Source organism: Streptomyces tyrfis, assembly GCF_037034285.1.
Lineage (GTDB): Bacteria > Actinomycetota > Actinomycetes > Streptomycetales > Streptomycetaceae > Streptomyces.
In genome coordinates this window covers 73,341-92,658 of record NZ_JBAGJZ010000024.1, presented here as the reverse complement: position 1 = coordinate 92,658, position 19,318 = coordinate 73,341, and the positions used below count along the sequence as shown (strand labels likewise).

Here is a 19,318-nt window from a genome sequence, read left to right as displayed (position 1 = left end):
TTGCGCCCAGGGGGCCCGGGAGGCGGTTGTCCACAGGGGTGCGGAGGACCGCCCCGGCACTCGGTAACCTTGTGCGGGGCGGGAATCGAGCGCCCCGTCCGCCCACCCCGAGTACCAGGAAGGTGTCCACCACCGTGGAAACCGCAAGCGCCGCCGCCCGGACCGCCCCGGCCGCAGTGATCGTCGCCATCGACGGCCCCTCCGGCACCGGGAAGTCGAGCACGTCCAAGGCCGTCGCCGCCCAGCTCGGCCTGAGCTACCTGGACACCGGCGCCCAGTACCGGGCGATCACCTGGTGGATGCTGAACAACGGCGTGGACGTCGAGAACGCCGCGGAGGTCGCCACCGCCGCGGCCAAGCCGGTCATCGTCTCCGGCACCGACCCGGCCGCCCCGACGATCACCGTCGACGGCGAGGACGCCTCCGCCCCGATCCGCACCCATGAGGTCACCGCCAGGGTCAGCGCCGTCAGCGCGGTCCCCGAGGTGCGCACCCGGATCACCGCGCTGCAGCGCACCATCGCCGCCTCGGCCGAGCGCGGCATAGTGGTCGAGGGCCGCGACATCGGCACCACCGTGCTGCCCGACGCCGACCTGAAGATCTTCCTCACCGCGTCGCCCGAGGCGCGCGCCTCCCGCCGCAGCAAGGAGATCAAGGGCTCCGACCTCGCCGCCACCAGGGAGGCGCTGATCAAGCGGGACACGGCGGACTCCGGCCGCAAGACCTCGCCGCTGGCCAAGGCGGCCGACGCCGTCGAGGTGGACACCACCGAGCTGACCCTCCAGCAGGTCGTCGAGTGCGTCGTCACCCTCGTCGAGGAGAAGCGGACCGCGAAGTGACCCGAGCCACCACGGGCTCGCCCTCGCCGCGCGGCGCGGCCGTCGGACGCGGGATAGGCATCGGCCTGATGTACGGGCTGTGGAAGCCCCGCGTCCTCGGCGCGTGGCGGATGCCCGCCGCCGGACCCGTCATACTGGCGGTGAACCACTCCCACAACATCGACGGTCCGATGCTGATGGGCACGGCGCCCCGGCCCGTCCACTTCCTGATCAAGAAAGAGGCGTTCGTCGGCCCGCTCGACCCGTTCCTGCGCGGGATCGGCCAGCTGAAAGTGGACCGGACGACCGCCGACCGCACCGCCGTCACCAGCGCCCTCGGGGTGCTGAAGAACGGCGGGGTGCTCGGCATCTTCCCCGAGGGCACCAGGGGCGAGGGCGACTTCGCCTCCCTGCGCGCCGGGCTCGCGTACTTCGCGGTGCGCAGCGGGGCGCCGATCGTGCCGGTGGCCGTCCTGGGAAGCGGCGAGCGCCGCGGCCGGCTGGTACCGGCGCTGCCCCCGCTGCGCGGCCGGGTCGACGTCGTGTTCGGGGACGCCTTCGAGGCGGGCGCCGGGGACGGCCGCCGGACCCGTGCGGCGCTGGACGAGGCCACGGCGCGGATCCAGGCCCGGCTGACCGCCCACCTGGAGGAGGCCCGGCGTTTCACCGGGCGCTAGCAGGACATGAGCAGTGGGCCGCCCGACGGCGGCCCATCGATGATGAGGCACAAAGGAACGGACTTCATGAACGACCAGATTCACTCCGAGGGCTCGGACCACGAGCACGGAGCACTTGGCGACGCCGAGTACGCGGAGTTCATGGAGCTCGCCGCGGAGGAGGGGTTCGACGCCGACGAGGTCGAGGGCGCCATCGACGCGGCGGGCCACGGCCCGCTCCCGGTGCTCGCCGTCGTCGGCCGCCCCAATGTCGGCAAGTCGACCCTGGTGAACCGGATCATCGGCCGCCGTGAGGCGGTCGTCGAGGACCGGCCCGGCGTCACCCGCGACCGCGTCACCTACGAGGCGGAGTGGGCGGGCCGCCGCTTCAAGGTCGTCGACACCGGCGGCTGGGAGCAGGACGTGCTGGGCATCGACGCCTCCGTGGCCGCCCAGGCCGAGTACGCGATCGAGGCCGCCGACGCGTGCGTCTTCGTGGTCGACGCGAAGGTCGGCGCCACCGACACCGACGAGGCCGTCGTCAAGCTGCTGCGCCGGGCCGGCAAGCCCGTCGTGCTGTGCGCCAACAAGGTCGACGGGCAGAGCGGCGAGGCGGACGCCGCCATGCTCTGGTCGCTCGGCCTCGGCGAGCCCCACCCGGTCTCCTCGCTGCACGGCCGCGGCACCGGCGACCTCCTGGACGCCGTGCTCGAAGCGCTTCCCGAGGCCCCGGAGCAGCGCTTCGGAACCGTGATCGGCGGTCCCCGCCGCATCGCCCTCATCGGCCGTCCGAACGTCGGCAAGTCCTCGCTGCTGAACAAGGTGGCCAAGGAGGAGCGGGTCGTCGTCAACGAGCTCGCGGGCACCACCCGCGACCCGGTCGACGAGCTGATCGAGCTCGGCGGCGTCACCTGGAAGTTCGTCGACACAGCCGGCATCCGCCGCCGCGTCCACCTCCAGGAGGGCGCGGACTACTACGCCTCGCTGCGCACCGCCGCCGCCGTGGAGAAGGCCGAGGTCGCCGTCGTCCTGATCGACGCCGGCGAGTCCGTCAGCGTCCAGGACCAGCGCATCATCACCATGGCCGTCGAGGCCGGGCGCGCCCTGGTGATCGCGTACAACAAGTGGGACACCCTCGACGAGGAGCGGCGCTACTACCTGGAGCGCGAGATCGAGACGGAGCTGGCGCAGATCGCGTGGGCGCCGCGGGTCAACATCTCCGCCGTCACCGGCCGCCACATGGAGAAGCTGGTCCCGGCGATCGAGACCGCGCTCGCCGGCTGGGAGACCCGCGTCCCCACTGGCCGGCTGAACGCCTTCCTCGGCGAGCTCGTCGCCGCCCACCCGCACCCGATCCGTGGCGGCAAGCAGCCCCGGATCCTCTTCGGCACCCAGGCGGGCACCAAGCCGCCGCGGTTCGTGCTGTTCGCCTCCGGCTTCCTGGAGCACGGCTACCGGCGCTTCGTCGAACGCCGGCTGCGCGAGGAGTTCGGCTTCGAGGGCACCCCGATCCAGATCTCGGTGCGCGTCCGCGAGAAGCGCGGGCGCAAGCAGTGACGCGATGAGCGCATGACGGAGCCCCGGACCGGCTCGTGGGCGATACGGTCCGGGGCTCCGTCATGCCGTTCAGGAGCGGCGCGGTCCCGGGGGGAGAGCGGCCGGCTGATGACGCCCGGAGTGCCGCCCCACCCGCTGCCAGGAACCGGGGGCGGCATGGGCGCCCCCGCCGTGCCCGGACAGCCCGCCGTGAACGGCGAGCCCGGTGGAGAGACCGGCCGGATGGCCGGAGGAGTGGCCGCTCAGCGGGGCGCGCCCGCCGAGGAGCCCGAGACCGAAGGCCACGAAGCCGAGATTCTCCTCACCACTGCGGTCACCCGGCAGCGCCCGGAACGACCGGCGGTACTCGGAGTACAGCGCGTCGTAGATCGGGGTGGGGGACTGACCGCCCGAGGGCTCGTGCGACGGGCGCATACCAGGGATCGGGCTCGGGCGCTGATGGGAGGAGTCGTATGAGTGCACGTATCTGCCAACGACCCCGCCGTCCGTCGGATGCGGGCCCGGCCGAGAAATAACTGTTCGCCGCAGCCCCGTGCGCCCGGCGGGCGGGATCAGGTCCCGGCCAGCGGCATCGCGGCGGCGACCAGGACGCCGTTCGCGGCGGCCCGGTCCAGGGCGTCGCGCAGCAGGTCCTCGCGGGGCTGCTGGCCGATCGCGCCCGCCGGGGCGGCGAAGATCAGCACCGTCCGCGACTTGGTGGCCGCGTTCCGCCAGCCCTCGGTGACCTGGAGCGGTGCGTGCGCCTGCCACCAGGCGACCTGGGGCCCGCCGTCCGTGCCCGGCTGGAGCACCGCGTGCAGATGGCCCATGGCGAGCAGGATCGACCAGCCGGGCAGGACCGCGGGCGCCCGCTCCAGTCCCTGGACCGGCTGGAAGCCCTGCTCCAGGAGCAGCGGGAGGAACTCGTCGCCCTGGCTGCCGTCCGTGCCCGGGCGGACGATCGCGCCGGTCGGCTCGACGACGAGCGCCGGGTGGAGGTCGTCGTCGATCAGCACGAGCCCGCTGGTGATCCCGAGGACGGCCTGCTCGGGGCTGATCCCCTCCGGCCGCTCCCGCTGCCTCCCCGGGCCCGTCTCGGCGCGGGTGATGCTGCGCACCGCCCCCTGCAGCTGGTCCTCCGCGACCTTGACCACCTGCGAGGGGATGCAGGTCGCGTGGGCGAAGGCGAGGACCGCGGTCTCCTCGCCGACGAAGAGGACGGTGCTGGTGCGTTCCTGCGCGGAGTCGCCCGGGGTGCGGCAGGAGGTGCAGTCGTAACTGCCCGGGGTGTTGTCGCCGACGAGCAGTCGGTCGGCTTCGGCGTCGCCGATCTCGGCGCGTACGTCCTCGCTGACGTCGAGCATGCGCGGCACGGGTGGCTCCTCGAACTCGGTGCGTGAGCCGGGCGCTTCCCGGCTCATGAAAAGGACAACGGGTGATCCGCGGCCGGGGTCACGCGAGAAAGGGAACGTAATCGAACCATCTGACGGAGCGGGTGAATCTCGCCGTCCGGAGGGTGATTACCTCCCGTATATGGCGGTTGATGCAGGGTGATGCGGGCGACTTGACCGGGCAGCGGTTCACCGATACATCGATAAATCGGGAAAACAGGTGAACGCGGCGGTGGCTGAAACTCGTCGCGATCCGAGTGAACCCGCGGCCGGTCCGGGCCGTCCTGGCAAGTGCTGCCCGCCGACGATCAGCCGAACCAGGAGTCAAGGCTCTTCATGCACATTTCCTTCCTGCTCCACAACGCCTACGGGGTCGGGGGCACGATCCGCACGACGTTCAACCTCGCCGCGACGCTGGCCGAGCAGCACGACGTCGAGATCGTGTCCGTCTTCCGGCACCGGGACGTCCCGGTGCTCGGCGCCCCGGCCGGCGTGCGCCTCGGTCACCTCGTCGACCTGCGGAAGAAGAGCCCGGCATACGACGGCGACGCCGCCGACCACGCCCGCCCCGCGTCCGTCTTCCCACGCGGCGACACCAGGCACCGGCAGTACAGCAGGCTGACCGACGCCCGGGTGGCGGACCATCTGCGCTCCCTGGACGCCGACGTCGTCGTCGGCACCCGGCCCGGGCTCAACGTGCAGATCAGCCGGCAGACCCGGCGCGGCCCGGTGCGGATCGGCCAGGAGCACCTCACCCTCGACAGCCACGGCTACCGGCTGCGCCGCGAGATCGGGCACCGCTACGCCCTGCTCGACGCGATCACCACCGTCACCGAGGCCGACGCCCGCGCCTACCGGGCCGCGTTCACGCTGCCCGGGGTGCGGATCGAGGCCATCCCCAACAGCGTGCCCGCGCCCCGGATCCCGCCCGCCGACGGCACCGGCAGATGGGTGATCGCCGCGGGCCGGCTGCACAAGGTCAAGCGCTACGACCTGCTGGTCCGCGCGTTCGCCGGGGTGGTCGCCGCACGCCCGGACTGGCGGCTGCGCATCTACGGGGCCGGCGACGCGACCGGGAACGAGCGCCGTGCCCTGCTCGAGCTCATCGGCGAGCTCGGCCTGCACAACCACGTCTTCCTGATGGGCGCGGTCGACCCCCTGGAGGCCGAGTGGCCCAAGGGGTCGATCGCGGCGGTCACCTCGGACCGCGAGTCCTTCGGCATGACCATCGTCGAGGCGATGCGCTGCGGGCTGCCGGTCGTCGCCACCGACTGCCCGCACGGCCCCCGGGAGATCATCGAGGACGGCGCCGACGGACGGCTGGTGCCGGTCGGGGACCCGGCGGCGGTGCGGGACGCCCTGCTCGGCCTGATCGAGGACGACGAGGCACGGCGACGCCTCGGGCGTGCCGCGCTGGCCGCCTCCGAGCGGTTCGACCCGGCCCGGATCGCCGAACGCCACGAGCGGCTCTTCGCCGAACTCGCCTCCCGGGCCCCGCACGACCGCGCGCACGGCGCCCTGCGCACCGCCGTGCACCGGGCCCGGGGCACGGTCCTCGACGGGGCGTACGCCCTGCGCTACAAGGCCGCCGACGTCATCCGCGGAAGGAAATCGGCATGACCGTCACCACAGCGCACGCGACCGTCCCCGGGCAGCGGCGGACGCCGCGGGCCGACTGCGCCGCGGCCCCGGACGGAACGATCACCTTCGAACTCGACGACCCCGGCGGCGGCTCCGCGTCCGGCGCCGACGGCGGGGAGGCGCCCGAACTGCTGCTCCGGCTGCGCGGCGGCACGGGCGACCACGCCACCCTCCGGCTGCCGCTGCGCCCGGCCGGCGGGAACAACCGGTATCGCGCGGTGCTGCCGGGCACGGTGGAGCCGGCCGAGGGCCGCTGGGACGTCCGGCTGCGCCGGCCGGGCACGGACGACGGCGCGGCGGTGCCGGTCGAGCCCGGGCTCCGGGACCTGCGGCTCCTCGTGGACCGCGACGCGACGGGCGCCGGGCGGATCGCGGTCCGTGTCCCGTACCCGACCGCCGATGGCCGGCTCGCCGTGCGCTGCTGGGTCCGTTCGCCGCACGCCGAGGCCGGGCCGGTGACCTTCGACGGGGACGGGATGACGGTCGAGGGCGCCCTGTACGGGGTCGTTCTCGGCGACGGCGCCCGGGTCGAGGCGAGGCGGGACGGCGCGTCCGGCCGGGTCCACCGGGCGCCGGTCACCGGGGAGGCGGGGACGTTCTCCTTCACGCTGCCGCTCACCCCGTTGCGGGACGGGCCGGTGCGGGAGGAACAGCTGTGGACGCTGTGGCTGATCCCGGCGGCCGACGGCGGGCGCGCCGGGGAAGCGGCGGGGGAGCGGGCCGGGGAGGTGCGGATCTCCCGCCTGCTCGACGACGTCTGGGACCGTAGGAACGTCTTCGTCTACCCGGGCCGCGACATCGGGGAGGACGCCCGGGCCACCCCCTGCTACACGGGAGACAACGATCTCTGCGTACGGGTCGGACCCCGCCCCGGGGCGGGGTCCTGAGGCCCGTCCGCGGGTTTCGGCGCGGATGATACGGGCGCGGCGGCCGCCGGGCGCGGCCACCGGGGATTCCGGGCGGGGCGCCCGGGAACGGCGGCGCCCGCTCCGGGCGATCCGGTGGCCGCGTACCGGGCGCGTTCCGGTCTTCCCGGGGCCGTGACGCGAGGCCCTCCTCTCCGCGATGCGAATTTTGTGACCAGCAGATAAGGCTGCCATAAGGATGCGTGAATTCCCGGTGGCATGCTCATTTACGCCCGAAATGGTGCGCGGAAATTCCGTCGCCCCGGGGTGGCGTATTCCGTTTGATTTCCGGGCTCTCCGTGCGATTGTCCGCCGGGTTTTCCGATTACTGTCCGTCCGGTCGTCGGGCGTGAGCCCGGGACGTGTGGCCGCGGGGGAACGACTGTCGTGATCCTGTGACACAAGTGTGACCGGCGAGGGATGTGGGGATGCCGTGCGACGGGTCCGGCCCCGGCTTCCCCCGCGACCCCGGGCCGCCTACGGTGAGGGATATGGAGCCCCTGCCGAACCGTCCCGTCCAGCCCGAGGACTCGCCCGGCGCGTATGTCGGCCTCGCCGCCGCCGCGGCCGAGCGGCGGGCCCGCGGCCGCGGCTGGACCACCGTCAGATCCCTGCCGCCGGGCACGGTGATCACCATGGAGTTCCGGGCCGGGCGGATCAACTTCGAGGTCGCGGACTCGGTCGTCGTCCGCTGCTGGGTGGGCTGAGACCCGGTCCGGCACGGCGAAGGCCCCGGCCCGCCGGAATCGGGGCGGACCGGGGCCTTCGCGGATGCGCGGCGCCGGGCCGGCCGGCCCGCCGGGCCGGCCGTTCGTTCGCGCGGGGGAGCGGGGCGGGGTGCGTACCGGTCCCGCCGCCGTTCCCGGGGGTCAGCCGCCGGCCACCGGCCGGGCCGGCGCCGCCCCGCCGCGCGGCACCCGGTCCGGGGCGGGCGGCCGACGGCTGCCGGCCGGGGTGACCGGGGTCCGCTCGGAGCGCGGCGGATGGGCCTGGTGCGGAGGGGCCGGGTGGGTGCGCGGCCGGGTGGCCGTGACCGTGCCGGCGGCCACCGCCGGATGCCCGCCCGCGCCGACCGGCTCCAGCACCGGGGCGTCGCCGCTCTCCGGATGCGGCAGCGGCGCGGCCCGCGGGCCCGCCGGGGGCGTGGCGGGCGCCGGGCGGCCGAGCCCCCGCAGGCTCTCGCGCTGGGCGAAGATCCATGCCTCGGTCCGTGCGATCAGCGGCTCCACCCAGGGCAGGCCCAGCAGGATCAGCAGCCCCGCGGCCCAGCCCAGCAGCACGTCGCTGAGCCAGTGCGTGCCGAGGTAGACGGTGGTGAGGCCGACGCCGAGAGAGACGATGGCGGACGTGGCCGACAGATAGCGCCTGGCCCTCGGGGTGGTGGCCAGATACGCGAGGATTCCCCAGGTCACGACCGCGTTGGCGGTGTGGCCCGAGGGAAATATGTCGCCGCCGGCGAAGAGTTCGGCGGAACCGATCTGCGTCGCGTAGTGCGGGCCGAGCCGCCCCAGGCCGATCTTGACCGCGCCGACCGTCGCGTTGAGCAGCAGCAGTGCCGCACCGAGCGTCAGCAGCGGGCGCAGCGTGTGCTGCCGCCAGGAGCGCCAGCCGAGCCAGCAGGCGACCATGGTGGCGGTGGGGCCGCGCTGGCCGAGCACGATGTAGTAGTCGAGGAAAGCGTGGATGTCCGGCCACTGCTGATACGGCCGGAAGAGCATGACCTTCCAGTCCAGCGCCACCAGCCAGGAGGAGACCAGCACGGCGACGACGATGGCGATGTAGAACGTCAACGTCCCGCCGAAGAGCGCGACGCGGTGACGGCTCATCCGCGGCGGCACTATCTTCGGCGGTTCCGGCTCCCGGTCCAGGCGGGCGAAGATGTCGGTACGCACCCAATCGACGTTACAGCGAGTGAGTGCACGACCAGGGCGATCCGGTCTCTTTGTGATGACGATGTGATGTGGACTATGTCTCAGCCGGGCCTTAATTCCTGATCCGCAGAAGCGTTTCGACGGGATTTAGCGCGATTGATTTCGCACTTATTTCGGAAGGGTGTTTGGCGCGGCCGGAAAAGCCCAGGAGGTGCCGGTATGAAATTAACCGGCGTCCCTTCCGGCAGGACGGAACGTGTCCGTCCGGTCACCTGGCGCTGCGATGGCGGGCCGGTGATCGCTGCCCGAATCGGGGCGAGTACCTTCTGTGCCGGGCGCGGAGGCCGCCCGTGCGGGCCGGAGGCGCGGGCTGCGGGCCGCCGCGTGGCGCGGGCCGCACTCCACGGCCCGTCGAGGTATGAGGTGGACCACGTGGGAGTTCTCCGAACTCGCGTACGCTGACGGATCACTCGCCCGTCGATGCCGGGCCCCCGAGGGGCGGCGCACCCGCCACGTCCCAGGCCGGCCCGCCGAGTGCGAGTGACCTTTTGGGAGGTACATGCATGTCCGGGACGACCACAGCCCGAGTCCGGCCGCGCCCGGCGGCCGATGGGGCCAGTCGATGGGTCGTCCTCGTCGTCCTCTGTCTCAGCCTGCTGCTCGTCGCGCTCGACGCCACGGTGCTCCATGTCGCGGTCCCCGCGGTCACCGAGGACCTGCGGCCCAGCGCGGTCGGGCTGCTGTGGATCGTGGACGCCTACCCGCTGGTCTGCGCCTCGCTGCTGATCCTGTTCGGCACGCTCGGCGACCGGGTCGGCCGCCGCCGCGTGCTGCTGCTGGGCTACGGGCTCTTCGGCATCGCCTCCGCGGTCGCCGCGCTGGCCGGCAGCCCCGGCGTCCTGATCGCGGCGCGCGCTCTGCTCGGCGTCGGCGGGGCGATGATCATGCCGGCCACGCTGTCGATCCTCCGCCAGGTCTTCCCCGACCGCCGCGAGCGCGCCCTGGCCATCGGCATCTGGTCCGCGGTCGCCGCCGTCGGCGCCGCCACCGGGCCCGTGATCGGCGGGTTCCTCGTCGAGCACTTCTGGTGGGGCTCGGTCTTCCTGATCAACGTCCCGCTGATGGCCCTGGTACTGCCCGTCGGCCGGCTGCTGCTGCCCGAGTCCCGCGGCGGCGACGACGGCCCGTGGGACGTGCTCGGCGCGCTGATGGCCGCGGCCGGGGTGCTCGGCGTGGTCCTCGGGGTGAAGCGGGCGGGCGCCGGCGAGGGGCTGCTCGGCGCGGCCACGCTGGTCCCACTGGCCGCGGGGGCCGCGCTGCTGGTCCTCTTCGTGCGCCGTCAGAAGCGGCGCGCCCATCCGCTGATCGACATCGGGATGTTCGCCCGGCCCGCCTTCTCCACCTCGGTCGGTTGCATCGTCGTCGCGATGCTGGCCCTGGTCGGGCTGGAGCTCATCGCCGTGCAGTACCTCCAGCTCGTGCTCGGCCTGAGCCCGCTGGAGACCGGTCTGCGACTGCTGCCGCTCACGTTCGCCGCCATGGCGGCGGGCGCCACCGGTTCGTACACGCTGCAGCGCCTCGGGCCGCGCCGGATGGTCGGCTGGGGCTTCGTGCTCACCGCGGTCTCCGTGCTGGTCCTCACCGCGATGGGCCGCCAGGACCGGCCGGGACTGCTGGCCGCGGCCTTCGTCGCGCTCGGCTTCGGGCTGCAGACCACGCTCTTCGGGGCGTACGAGTCCATGCTCAGCGACGCCCCCGCCGACCGGGCCGGCGGCGCGGCGGCGATCGGCGAGACCTCCTACCAGCTCGGCGCGGGCATGGGGATCGCGCTGCTCGGCAGCGTCATGAACGCCGCCTACGCCCCCGGGCTCGCGGCCCTCGCCGACCGGGGCGTCCCCGCCGCCGACCGCGCGGCCGCGTCCCACTCCCTGGGCGAGGCGTACCAGGTGGCGGACCGGCTCGGCGGCCGGCTGGGCGAGACGGTGCGCGGCACGGCCTGCGGCTCCTTCGTCACCGGGCTGCACGTCACCCTGCTGGTCAGCGCCGCCCTGCTGCTGCTCGGGGCGCTCGCCGCGCTGCGGCTGCCGCGGGCGGCGGAGGAGCAGGCCCCGGCGCCCCGGGCGGACGAACAGGTTCCGGCGCCCCGGGCCGATGGACAGGCCCAGGAGCCCCGGGCGGATGGGAAGCTTCCGGTGGCCCGCCCGGAGGACCAGGTCCCGGCGCCCCGTACGGAGGGCCAGGTTCCCGCCGCCCGTGCGGCCGAGGAGACCGGCGACGCGGGAGCGGAACGCCCCGGCGCGCGCCCGGACCCGGTCGCGGGCCCCGCCCGCCGCACGCTTCCGGGGCCCGCCCGCCATCGCCCCGCCGAGGCGGCCGGCTCTGGACGGGCGGGACACTGACCCGTAACGTCGGCACGACGTCGTGACCGACACCGCTGGTCGCGGGCCGGCCGGCCCACGGGGGCGGGGGAGCGGCCGGGCGGCTGCCCGGGCCCGCGCCGCCGCCGCGCTCCCCGTGCCGCGCCGCCCGGCCCCAGTGCCGTGCGAGCCGCCCCGGAGGCGCCCCCATGTCCACCACCCCGTCGAAGCTCCCGCCCTTCGACCCCGCCGACCCCCTCGGCATCGACGATCTCCTCGGCTCCGAGGACGTGGCCATCCGCGACACCGTCCGCGACTGGGCCGCCGACCGGATCCTGCCGCACATCGCCGAGTGGTACGAGAACGGCGAGCTGCCCGGCATCCGTGAGCTGGCCCGCGAACTCGGCTCGCTCGGCGCCCTCGGGATGTCCCTGAGCGGGTACGGCTGCGCGGGCGCCAGCGCCGTCCAGTACGGGCTGGCCTGCCTGGAACTCGAGGCGGCCGACTCCGGGATCCGCTCGCTGGTCTCCGTGCAGGGCTCCCTCGCCATGTACGCCATCCACCGCTACGGCTCGGAGGAGCAGCGGCAGCGGTGGCTGCCCGGCATGGCCGCGGGCGAGACCATCGGCTGCTTCGGCCTGACCGAGCCGGACCACGGCTCCGACCCGTCCGCGATGCGGACGCACGCCAGGCGCGACGGCGAGGACTGGGTGCTCACCGGACGCAAGATGTGGATCACCAACGGCTCGGTCGCCGGGGTCGCCGTCGTCTGGGCGCAGACCGGCGACGGCCCGGCGGGCTCCGGGATCCGCGGGTTCCTGGTGCCGGCCGGCGCCCCGGGCTTCTCCGCGCCCGAGATCAGGCACAAGTGGTCGCTGCGCGCCTCGGTCACCAGCGAGCTGGTCCTCGACGAGGTGCGGCTGCCGGCCGACGCCGTCCTTCCGGGCGTCACCGGGCTGCGCGGCCCGCTCAGCTGTCTCGGCCACGCCCGCTACGGCATCGTCTGGGGAGCGATGGGCGCGGCCCGCTCCGCCTTCGAGGCGGCCCTGGGCTACGCGCGGACCCGGGAGCAGTTCGGCAGGCCGATCGGAGGCTTCCAGCTCACCCAGGCCAAGCTCGCGGACATGGCCGTCGAACTGCACAAGGGCATTCTGCTCGCCCACCATCTGGGGCGGCGGATGGACGCGGGCACACTCCGCCCGGAGCAGGTCAGTTTCGGGAAGCTCAACAACGTGCGGGAGGCGATCGACATCTGCCGTACCGCGCGCACGGTCCTCGGCGCCAACGGGATCTCGCTGGAGTATCCCGTGATGCGCCACGCGACGAACCTGGAGTCGGTGCTCACCTACGAGGGGACCGTGGAGATGCACCAGCTGGTGCTGGGCAAGGCGCTCACCGGTCTCGACGCGTTCCGGTAGGGCGGGCCGGGGAGAGCGCCCCGCTCAGCTCTGGTTGAAGAAGCCGTCGGCCGGCCGGCCGACGGCTTCGCCGCTGACCACCCGGGTGTCGGCCGGGGTGAGCAGGAAGACCCGGGTGGCCACCCGCTCGATCGAGCCGCGCAGCCCGAAGGTCAGCCCGGCGGCGAAGTCCACGACGCGCTTGGCGTCGGCGGGGTCCATGGCCGTGAGGTTGACGATCACCGGCACGCCGTCCCGGAACAGCTCCCCGACGGCCCGGGCGTCCCGGAAGCTGTCCGGGGTGACGGTGGCGATCCGGCGGCTCGTCTCCTCGGCCGCCCCGGGGGCCGTGTGCACCCGGGGGTCGGTCACCCACGCCTGACCGGTCCCGGTGTGCGGGACCTCGGCGTACTCGTCGTCGTCGTAGTACCGCTCGTCGTTGTCCTCTACGAGGCCCAGCCAGGCACTCGCCCTGCGCACCGATCCCATGGACGCCTCCTCTCACCGCGGTTCCGTGTTGCTCCGCATCTTTTTCGTATCCCTATGGTCGTCCATGATGCGGATCGTGCGCCAAGTGGATAGTCGGCGCGCAGGGGATTCGTGACGGTACTGGTGCAGAAGATGTGGCGATTCGTCAGGGTTCCTCCCGTATCTATGGTCTGAAAGAAAGAAAATCTGATGCACCAGTCCGTACGGGTGACGCGGGGCACGTCCGGGTGAACGGTTGGCTCGATTACGATGCACGTCGCGCCCGGGTGCGGACTCGGCGCGACACCAGTGAACGGCACTCGGGGGATCGTCGTGTTCGGAATAGTCAGGCCCTGTGCCCATCGGTTGTCCGAGGGGATGCGCACCGAGTGGATGGCCCACCTCTGCGGCCTCTGCCTCGCCCTTCGGTCGGACCATGGCCAGTTCGCGAGGGTCGTCACCAACTACGACGGCCTGATCGTCTCGGTCCTGACGGAGGCTCAGTCCGAGCGCGCCACCGGATGGCGCCGGACCGCGGGGCCCTGTCCGCTGCGCGGCATGCGGACCGCTCCGGTGGCCCGGGGAGAGGGGGCCCGGTTGGCCGCCGCGGTGTCCCTGGTGCTGGCGTCCGCCAAGGTGCGGGACCATGTCGCGGACCGGGACGGCTGGCTGAAGCGCCGCCCGGTCGCCGCCGCCGCGCGCCGGGTCGCCGCCGGGTGGGACCGCGCGGGCGCGCGCACCGGGGCGCAACTCGGCTTCGACACAGCGCTGCTGGTCGACGCGGTGGACCGGCAGAGCGGCATCGAACTGCTCGCCGGGCCCGGGACGCCGCTGCTCACGGTCACCGAGCCGACCGAGACCGCCACCGCCGCGGCCTTCGCCCACACCGCGGTACTGGCCGGGCGGCCGGGGAACGCGGAGCCGCTGGCCGAGGCGGGCCGGCTCTTCGGCCGCCTGGCGCACCTGCTGGACGCCGTGGAGGACCAGGAAGCTGACGCGGCGTCGGGCGCCTGGAACCCGCTCACCGCGACCGGCACCTCGCGGGCGGAGGCGCGGCGGCTGTGCGACGACGCCCTGCACGGCGTACGGCTGGCGCTGCGCGACGCGGAGTTCACCGACGGCAGGCTGGCCCATGTGCTGCTGGCGCATGAGCTCCGGCAGTCGGTGGACCGGGCCTTCGGCACCACGACGTGCTCGCACCGCGCGGACGGCGGAACGGACCGGCCGGCCGGCGGGGGGCCCGCCCCGCACGGGCCCGCGGGTCCCGGGCCGGCCGGCGCCGGCCACGGGCTCGTGACGGACGGGCCGGCGGGGGACGGGCTCGTGGGGGACGGCCCGGCCGGGTCCTTCGGGCCGCCGCCCGGCAACCCGTACGCCCCCAGCGGCCCGCACGCCCCCGGCCCGGGCAACCCGTACGCCCCGGGGCCCGGGGGCCCGGGCGGGCCGCCGCTGCCTCCGCCCGAGCCGCCGCGCGACCGGCGCGGGCTGGTCGCGGGCTGCCTGGTGTGGATGGGCCTGGCCTGCACCTGCCAGATGTGCTGCGGCACCTTCGAGGACCCGTGGACCGGTCAGCGCCGCGACGGGCTGTGCACCCGGTGCGACTGCTGTAGCTGCTGCGACGCGTGCGAGTGCTGCAACAACTGCGGCAACTGCTGCGAGTCGTGCAACTGCTGCGACTGCGACTGCGGCTGCGACTGCTGAGGCCGGCCCGGAGAGCCGGGGCGCCGGAGAGCCGGGGGCGCCGGAGAGCCGGGGTGGCGGCGCGGCGGTCCCGGCGGGTGCCTCCGTGCTCCCCCGCGCTCCTCCTCGGGCTCTTCCCCGGGGTTCCCCGCCGGTTTCCTCCGTCGGGTTTCCCTCGTCGGGCCCGGCCCCGGCCCCGTTCCCGCTCCGGGGCCGTCGCGCGGGTGGGGCGGGGTCGGGCGGTCACCTGATCTCGGGCGGTGAGATCCGCGAGGTCTCGATCGCCGACGCGGTGATGCCCCACTTCCGCAGGATCCGGTCGTAGGTGCCGTCGGCCTTCAGGCCGTTGACCGCGGCCTGGAAGGCCGGTGCCAGCGGGGTGCCCTTCTTGAAGGCGAAGCCGACGTCGAGCCGTTTGAACTCGTTGAGGAAGCGCACCCCCTCCTGCTGGTCCACCGCGTACCGCAGCCCGTTGATCGTCGACATCACCACGTCGGTCCGCCCCTGCTGGAGCGAGCCCCAGACCGCGCCGAGGTCGTTGTACGTCTTCAGCCGGTACGGCTTCCTGCCCGCGTCGGAGCACCGGTGCCGGTTCTCCTCCAGCGTCACCTCGAAGGTGGTGCCCGCACCGGTGGCGACGGTCAGTCCGCAGAGCTGGGTGAGATCGGTGACCTTCTTCAGGCCGCTGTCGTCGCGGACCGCGAAGCCCTGGCCGTCGTTGATGTAGGTGACGAAGTCGATCGTCCTGCGGCGTTCGTCGGTCACCCCGAAGTTCCCTGTGCCCACGTCGTACTTGCCGCTGTCCAGGGCCGGCAGGATCGCCTCGAAGGAGGCCACCTCGCGTTTCAGTCTCAGCCCCAGCTTCCTGGCGACGGCGTCCGCGATGTCGATGTCCGTGCCGGCCACGGTCCTGCCGTCCGGGAGATAGGCGGCGCCCGGCGGGGCGCCGACGCTGGAGGCGATGGTCAGGGCGCCGGAGGCGCGGACCTCGGCGGGGAGCAGCCTGGCCGCGGCCGCGTCCTCGCGTACGGAGGACACCACGTCGTCGGTCGGGACCGCACCCTTGCCGTCCGCCGCCCCGGCCGACGTGGCGGACGGGTCGCCGGACCCGCAGGCGGTCAGCGCGAGCGCGGCGGCGGTGAGCAGGGCGGGAGCGGCGGTATTCCGGATTCGGGGCATGAGGCGTGCTTCTCCAGGAGTCGTCGGCCGTGCACGGGCGCACCGGGACGCCCCGCGCCGGCGTGCCCGTGCGCCGGGCGCGGCGGTGCGGGGCGGGACGGTGCGGCGCGGTGCGGGCACGGCGGAACGGGAATCGGCGGGACGGAGAACGGCGGAGCGAGGCAAACGGTCGTGCGGGGGAGACGGCGGAGCGAGGGGAGGGGCGTGCGAGGGGAGGGCACGGCGATGCCGTGCGCGAGAAGACGCGCGGGGGAGCAGTGCTCAGGCGCCGCACACGGCGCGGAGCACGGAGGGACGGGAACGCAGCGGGGCGGGGCTCAACAGGAGGAGGACCACACGCGACCGAAGTCGATGTGGGAGCGCTTGACCAGCCACTGCTGCGAATGCATGGCCCCAGTGGAACAGGCATCCGGTGGTCCGTCAACCGACCTGAGATCTATGACTCACCGTATGGACAGGCTTGACAATGCGGGGTGAACGACGCTTACCTCGAAGGCGGATCGGCGCTGAGGGGCCCGGTCCGTGTGTGTCCGCGCTGAAGACGCGCCCCGTGTTCGATCTCTGCATCCACGGAGCCCTCGCATGCCCGCGCAGACAGACATCCTTTCCCCCGTCCGTACCGCCCCGCCCGCGAAGGGCGCCGACGCCGACCGGCTGCGGATCGTCCCCGTGCGCCGAACGGGCCAATGGGCGGCGGCCGTTGTCGTCCTGGCCCTCCTCGCCCTCGTCCTGAACTCGGTCCTCCGCAACGAAGCCTTCCAGTGGGACGTCGTCGCCGAGTACTTCACCACCACCGCGGTCCTGCGGGGCCTGGGCCTCACGCTCTGGCTGACCGCGCTGGTCATGGTGCTCGGATTCGCCCTCGGCACCCTGCTCGCCGTGCTCAGACTCTCCGTCAACCCCGTTCTGAGAGCGGTGAGTTGGGGCTACATATGGCTCTTCAGGTCCACTCCGATCCTGGTGCAGCTGCTGTTCTGGTTCAACATCGGCGCGCTCTACCCGGAGATCCTCGGAGTCCGCACGGTGAACCTCCTCGGCCCCGTCGCGGTCGCCGTCGTCGGCCTCACCCTGCACGAGGCCGCGTACGCCGCCGAGGTGGTCCGCGGCGGCGTCCTCTCCGTCGACCGCGGCCAGATCGAGGCCGCCCAGTCGCTCGGCCTCGGACCCTGGCGCCGGCTCCGCCGGATCGTGCTGCCACAGGCGATGCGCTCCATCGTCCCGCCCGCCGGGAACATGCTCATCGGCACCCTCAAGGGCACCTCGATCGTCAGCGTCATCGCCGTGCAGGACCTGCTGTACTCGGTGCAGCTCGTGTACCACCGCACCTACCAGGTCATCCCCCTGCTGCTGGTCGCCACGCTCTGGTACGCCGTCGTCACCTCGCTGCTCGGCATCGGACAGCACTACGTCGAGCGGTACTACGCGCGCGGCATCGCGAGCGGCACCGTGAGCGCCCGGTGAACCGCGCCCCCGCGCTCGTCGTCGTCGGCGCCGGACCGCGCGGCACCGGCCTGATCGAGCGCATCGCCGCCAACGCCCCCGAGATCCACGGGAACCGCCCGCTGGACATCCACCTCGTCGACCCGCACCCGCCGGGCGCCGGACGCGTCTGGCGGCACGACCAGTCGCCGCTGCTCTGGATGAACTCCATGGCCGAGGACGTCACGATGTTCACCGACGAGACGGTCCGGCAGGAGGGACCGGTACGCCCGGGGCCCGCGCTGCACGCCTGGGCGGCGCGGATCCGGGACGGCCGGATCGCGCTCCCCGGCGGGAGCGCGGTCGAACCCGTGCTCCTCGACGAGATAAGGGCGTTGAAGGGAGACGACTTCCCCAGCAGGAGGCTCCAGGGCGTCTATCTGCGCTGGGTGCACGAGCAGGCCGTGGCCGCGCTCCCGGGGAGCGTCGCCGTGCACTGGCACCGCGACCGGGCGGTGCGCGTGACCGGCGCGCGCGACGGCCGTCAGCAGGTCTGGCTGGAGACGCGCGAAGAGCCGCTCCCGGCCGATCTCGTCGTGCTCACCCTCGGTCACCTGGACGCCGAACCCGAGCCGGAACACGTCGAGTTGACCGCTTTCGCGGCCCGGCACGGGCTCGTCCACCTGCCGCCCGACTTCACCGCCGACACCGATCTGACCCGGCTGCCGGCGGGCGAACCGGTCCTCGTCCGGGGCTTCGGGCTCGCCTTCGTCGACCTGATGGTGCTGCTCACCGAGGGACGCGGCGGACGGTACGAGAACGGCGCCTACGTGCCGTCCGGCCGGGAGCCCGTGCTCCACGTCGGCTCGCGCCGGGGAGTCCCGTACCACTCCAAGATCGGCTACCCCTGGCGGGGCGAACGCGCGACACTGCCGCGCTTCCTCGGACCGGACCTGATCGAGGAACTGCTGAAACGGGACGGCCCGGTCGACTTCCGGCGCGATCTGTGGCCCCATGTCGGCAAGGAGCTGGGCTACGCCCACTACCACCGGCTCTTCACCGCCCACCCGGAGCGGACGCGGGGCGACTGGTCCGCGTTCGAGGCGGAGTACGCCGCCGCCGACCCGGCCGGTCCCGCACTGCGCGCCCTGGTGCGGGACGCCGTCCCCGACCCCGCCGACCGGCTCGACCTCGAAGCGCTCGACCGCCCGCTGGAGGGGGTGCGCCGTCCCTCGTTCGACGCCCTCCAGGAGGTGCTCCGCGCCCACATCACCGACGACCTGGCACGCCGGCACGACCCGGAGCACAGCCCGGACCTCGCCGTCTTCCTCGCACTGCTGTCCGCCTACGGGCAGCTGAGCCGCCTCGGCGACATCGGGGACTGGTGGCACGGCTTCTTCAGCCACCTCGCCTCCGGGCCTCCGGGGCCCCGGCTGCGCCGGCTCCTCGCGCTCTCCCGGGCCGGTGTGGTCCGCTTCCTCGGCGCCGGAATGACCGTGGCGGCCGACGAGGAACGGGGACTCTTCGTCGCCGGCAGCGCCACCGTGCCGGGCGGACGGGTCGAGGCCCGGGCCCTGGTCGAGGCCCGGCTGCCGGCCCCGTCCCCGGACCGCACCCGCAGCCCGCTGCTCCGGAGCCTGTACGAGGACGGGGCCGCCGCCACCGGCTCCGGGCTGCTCTCCGTCGACCCCGACGACGGCCGGATCCTGGACCGCGACGGCCGCCCGCACCCGCGCCGGTTCGCGCTCGGACCGTTCACCACCGGGCGCGCGGGGGCGGCGTTCACCCGGCCGCGCACCGGCGGCCCGGCCTTCCGGCAGAACGACGCCACCGCGCGCAGGGCACTCGCCCTCCTACGGGGGCCGGACTGTACCGGCGGCGGCCCTCGCGACGCCTGACGGCCGCCCCGCGCACAGCCAACTCCGCCTACCGCGACCAGAGTTCGAGGACCCGGCATGCCCCTCACCGACGATCCGCACATCGACAAGGCGACGACACCG

16 protein-coding genes are annotated in these 19,318 nt (G+C 73.8%); 11 read left to right on the top strand and 5 right to left on the bottom strand.

Translation table 11 applies throughout. The annotated features are described in order from the left end of the window. The first annotated feature begins 122 nt into the window (after nt 1–122). The 3 genes from cmk to der all read left to right on the top strand — a co-directional run bounded on the left by cmk (nt 123) and on the right by der (nt 3,031). The gene (cmk, locus tag WA762_RS19815) at nt 123–839 is read left to right on the top strand and encodes a (d)CMP kinase (RefSeq protein WP_335937212.1); all 717 of its coding nucleotides are present in this window, start codon (nt 123–125) and stop codon (nt 837–839) included. Beyond that, nucleotides 797–1,495, top strand: a complete 699-nt coding sequence (locus WA762_RS19810) for a lysophospholipid acyltransferase family protein (protein WP_443080634.1) — start codon at nt 797–799, stop codon at nt 1,493–1,495. Before cmk ends, WA762_RS19810 begins: the two co-directional genes overlap by 43 nt. A 66-nt stretch (nt 1,496–1,561) precedes the next feature. Beyond that, nucleotides 1,562–3,031, top strand: a complete 1,470-nt coding sequence (der, locus tag WA762_RS19805) for a ribosome biogenesis GTPase Der (RefSeq protein ID WP_335937210.1) — start codon at nt 1,562–1,564, stop codon at nt 3,029–3,031. Between the two features lie 69 nt (nt 3,032–3,100). Here der and WA762_RS19800 read toward each other — a convergent pair whose 3' ends face one another. Both WA762_RS19800 and WA762_RS19795 read right to left on the bottom strand, forming a co-directional pair. Continuing rightward, nucleotides 3,101–3,445: a hypothetical protein gene (locus WA762_RS19800; protein ID WP_335937209.1), complete on the bottom strand. Its 345-nt coding sequence runs from the start codon at nt 3,443–3,445 to the stop codon at nt 3,101–3,103. A 137-nt stretch (nt 3,446–3,582) separates the two neighbouring features. Then, a complete protein-coding gene (locus WA762_RS19795) occupies nt 3,583–4,383 on the bottom strand; it encodes a hypothetical protein (RefSeq protein ID WP_335937208.1) in 801 nt (266 codons plus the stop codon). Nucleotides 4,384–4,737: 354 nt separating this feature from the next. Here WA762_RS19795 and WA762_RS19790 point away from each other — a divergent pair, with 354 nt between their 5' ends. From WA762_RS19790 to WA762_RS19780, 3 genes are all read left to right on the top strand, one after another. Continuing rightward, the gene (locus WA762_RS19790; protein ID WP_335937207.1) at nt 4,738–6,021 is read left to right on the top strand and encodes a glycosyltransferase; all 1,284 of its coding nucleotides are present in this window, start codon (nt 4,738–4,740) and stop codon (nt 6,019–6,021) included. Beyond that, nucleotides 6,018–6,929 carry a transferase gene (locus WA762_RS19785; protein ID WP_335937206.1) on the top strand — a complete coding sequence of 304 codons (912 nt, stop codon included), beginning with the start codon at nt 6,018–6,020 and terminating at the stop codon, nt 6,927–6,929. Before WA762_RS19790 ends, WA762_RS19785 begins: the two co-directional genes overlap by 4 nt. Before the next feature lie 509 nt (nt 6,930–7,438). After that, nucleotides 7,439–7,654 carry an I78 family peptidase inhibitor gene (locus tag WA762_RS19780; protein ID WP_335937205.1) on the top strand — a complete coding sequence of 72 codons (216 nt, stop codon included), beginning with the start codon at nt 7,439–7,441 and terminating at the stop codon, nt 7,652–7,654. 162 nt (nt 7,655–7,816) lie between these two features. On the opposite strand, the gene WA762_RS19775 is transcribed toward WA762_RS19780, so the two are convergent. Next, nucleotides 7,817–8,839 (bottom strand): phosphatase PAP2 family protein, encoded by a 1,023-nt coding sequence (locus WA762_RS19775; RefSeq protein ID WP_335937204.1) that lies wholly within the window; start codon nt 8,837–8,839, stop codon nt 7,817–7,819. A 542-nt stretch (nt 8,840–9,381) separates the two neighbouring features. Between WA762_RS19775 and WA762_RS19770 the strand changes: the two genes are divergently transcribed. Further along, complete coding sequence (locus WA762_RS19770) at nt 9,382–11,217, top strand: MFS transporter (RefSeq protein WP_335937203.1); 1,836 nt, start codon at nt 9,382–9,384, stop codon at nt 11,215–11,217. A gap of 167 nt (nt 11,218–11,384) precedes the next feature. Further along, nucleotides 11,385–12,593: an acyl-CoA dehydrogenase family protein gene (locus WA762_RS19765; protein ID WP_335937202.1), complete on the top strand. Its 1,209-nt coding sequence runs from the start codon at nt 11,385–11,387 to the stop codon at nt 12,591–12,593. Between the two features lie 24 nt (nt 12,594–12,617). Here the strand turns inward: WA762_RS19765 and WA762_RS19760 are convergent, their stop codons facing one another. Next, the gene (locus WA762_RS19760) at nt 12,618–13,061 is read right to left on the bottom strand and encodes a cell division protein SepF (RefSeq protein ID WP_335937201.1); all 444 of its coding nucleotides are present in this window, start codon (nt 13,059–13,061) and stop codon (nt 12,618–12,620) included. A gap of 312 nt (nt 13,062–13,373) precedes the next feature. Between WA762_RS19760 and WA762_RS19755 the strand changes: the two genes are divergently transcribed. Then, complete coding sequence (locus tag WA762_RS19755; protein WP_335937200.1) at nt 13,374–14,741, top strand: DUF5685 family protein; 1,368 nt, start codon at nt 13,374–13,376, stop codon at nt 14,739–14,741. 222 nt (nt 14,742–14,963) lie between these two features. Here the strand turns inward: WA762_RS19755 and WA762_RS19750 are convergent, their stop codons facing one another. Further along, the gene (locus WA762_RS19750; RefSeq protein ID WP_335937199.1) at nt 14,964–15,899 is read right to left on the bottom strand and encodes an ABC transporter substrate-binding protein; all 936 of its coding nucleotides are present in this window, start codon (nt 15,897–15,899) and stop codon (nt 14,964–14,966) included. 582 nt (nt 15,900–16,481) lie between these two features. On the opposite strand from WA762_RS19750, the gene WA762_RS19745 reads away from it, so the two are divergent. Together WA762_RS19745 and WA762_RS19740 are read left to right on the top strand one after the other, a co-directional pair. Then, on the top strand, nt 16,482–17,360 hold the full coding sequence (locus WA762_RS19745) for an amino acid ABC transporter permease (RefSeq protein ID WP_335937198.1): 879 nt from the start codon (nt 16,482–16,484) through the stop codon (nt 17,358–17,360). After that, entirely contained in the window at nt 17,357–19,216 is a 1,860-nt protein-coding gene (locus WA762_RS19740) for an FAD/NAD(P)-binding protein (RefSeq protein ID WP_335937197.1), read from the top strand. The genes WA762_RS19745 and WA762_RS19740 overlap by 4 nt, the downstream gene beginning before the upstream one ends. The last annotated feature ends 102 nt before the right edge of the window (nt 19,217–19,318 follow it).